The following is a 2,472-nucleotide window of genomic DNA, read 5'->3' as shown; positions in this document are numbered from 1 at the left end:
ACAGGGACATCGGATCTAGCCAATAGTGACATTGCGATTACCTTTACGGATGGCAATGGCAGCCATACGGTGACAGTACAAACCAATGCTAGCGGTAATTGGAGTGCAGAAGCCACGCAGCCGCTTATCGATGGTGCGTACACAGTGACTGCCAGTCTCACTGATGCCGCAGGTAATACCGGCAACGCCAGTGACAATGGCGTGGTGGATACAATTCCACCAGAGCTTGCGTTTGTGCCCACCTTCCTATTAGGACAGTTAGTGTCTCTCAGCGGTACCTCCGATTTACCTGCTGGTAGTACTATCACCATCACTGAAAATCTCATTGGTGGCGATATAGGCGCAACCTATACCACTACAACTGACGCCAATGGCGACTGGACGCTTGTGGGCTTAACCATTCCACTGCTAACAGTGGCCTCTGTGACTGCCAGTGCCAGTGATGAAGCAGGTAATGTGCGCACGATCACTTCGACTGATTTTGATGGTACGCCACCGACGCTCACGGTGAGCGTCGATACATTGAGCAATGACAACACCCCAGCCATTAGTGGGACCACTGATGCGGGTCAAGGGACTGCAGTGACGGTGGTTGTTACTGATAAAGATGGCAACACGCAAACACTCACGGCCACCGTGGATGCCAATGGTGATTGGGTAATTAGCCCGACAACCCCGCTGCCTGATGGTGCGTTTAGTGTTGATGTCAGTGTCCTTGATGGTGTTGGCAACGAAACCACCGACTCAATTAGTGGTGTGATTGATACCACCGCGCCGAGTCTTACAGTGCAAGGCGTGGGTGATGGCAGTGACGTCACCCCGGTATTCAGTGGCACCAGCAATGAAATCGGTGGCACAGTGACCTTAGTGGTCACCGATGCCAACGGGGTTGAACAAACCCTGAGCGCGACAGTACAAAGCAATGGTCAATGGTCAGTCGAAGTACCGAACGGCCTGAGCGAGGGCGATTACACCGTCAATGCCGTCATTACCGATGCGGCGGGAAATGATACTCAAGTGGCCTTAACAGGCAATATTGATACCTCAGTGCCTGTTGTTATGGTTAATGATAATGGCCTTGGAAACAATGCGACACCAACGATTACGGGTACCTCAACCGAGCCGGCGGGCACCGTTGTCAGCATCAGTATCGTGGATGTCAATGGCGATAGTTATGGATTAAGTGCCACCGTCCTCGCTGATGGTTCATGGCAAGTAACAGCACCAAGCTTACCGGATGGCAGTTATACAGTGACCGCCAGTATTACCGATGCGGCAGGCAATACCGGCAGTGACACCGGCACTGGCAGTGTGGATACCTTAGATCCGTTGATCAGCATTAATAACTTGGGTGCAATTAATGATGACACGCCAACGCTCAGTGGCACCTCATCAGAGCCACAAGGAACGGTGATAAACCTCACTGTCACCGACAGCGGTGGGACAGTTACCACACTCAGTGCCACGGTTGATGTCAATGGTGACTGGGCAGTTACCGCCCCAGTTTTAGCCGATGATGATTATACGGTGGTTGCGAGCGTCAGTGATGCGGCGGGCAATAGCAACAGTGCCACCGATACCTTCACACTCAATACCTTAGCGCCAAGTATTACCATCAATGCGATTGGTGAAACCAATGACACCACACCGACCATTAACGGCAGCAGTGATGCGCCAGATGGCAGTGTTGTCACTGTGGTGATAAATGATGGAATTAATCCAGCAGAGACTATTCAAACCACCGTAACCGGCGGCACGTGGAGTGTCACGGCCAGTAGTGATTTAGCGGAGGGTGACTTTACGGTGACCGCCACCGTTGAAGATGCCGTGGGTAATCAAGGCACGGCCACAGTTACTGGGATTATCGACACCACCATGCCGGATATCAGCATTAATCCGCCAGCCGACACGAATGACACCACGCCTACTATCAGCGGCACGGCCAGTGCGCCACAAGGCAGCATTGTCACCTTAGTATTTAATGATGCGGCAGGCAACTCACACACAGTCACCACGCAAATGACACCATCAGGCACCTGGTCAGTGCCTGCGCTGGAGGTATTGGCTGAAGGCGAATACACAGTCACTGCGAGTGTCTCAGATCAAGCGGGCAATCCAGCCAGCGCCAGTGTCACCGGGGTGATTGATGTAACGGCTCCAATGCTCAGTGTGGATGCACTGGCAGACAGCAGTGATGTGACCCCCCTTATTAGTGGCCAAAGTAGTGGTGTGCCAGCAGGCACACAAGTAACGATTGAAATCATCGCTGCAAATGGCGCAGTACAAAGCGCGACAGCCCTAACGGATGGCGCAGGAAATTGGTCGGTGGAGGTCAGTAACGCGCTCGTCGAAGGCGAGTACACAGTGAATGTCAGTGTGACAGACTCCGCAGGCAATACCGGCACCGATAGCGAAACTGGGGTGATAGACACAACAGCGCCGAGCGTCACTATCGATGCACCGGCGTTGACC

The 2,472-nt window shown here is 53.1% G+C and carries 1 protein-coding gene; it reads left to right on the top strand.

Annotated elements, in window-relative coordinates; translation table 11 throughout:
• The coding region (locus H5187_RS23160; protein WP_182798435.1) for an Ig-like domain-containing protein at positions 1 to 2,472 on the top strand (2,472 nt) is incomplete at both ends.

Origin of the sequence: Pseudoalteromonas sp. SG44-1, from assembly GCF_014164315.1 — a bacterium.
Classification (GTDB): domain Bacteria; phylum Pseudomonadota; class Gammaproteobacteria; order Enterobacterales; family Alteromonadaceae; genus Pseudoalteromonas; species Pseudoalteromonas rhizosphaerae.
This window is presented reverse-complemented; position numbering and strand designations above follow the sequence as displayed.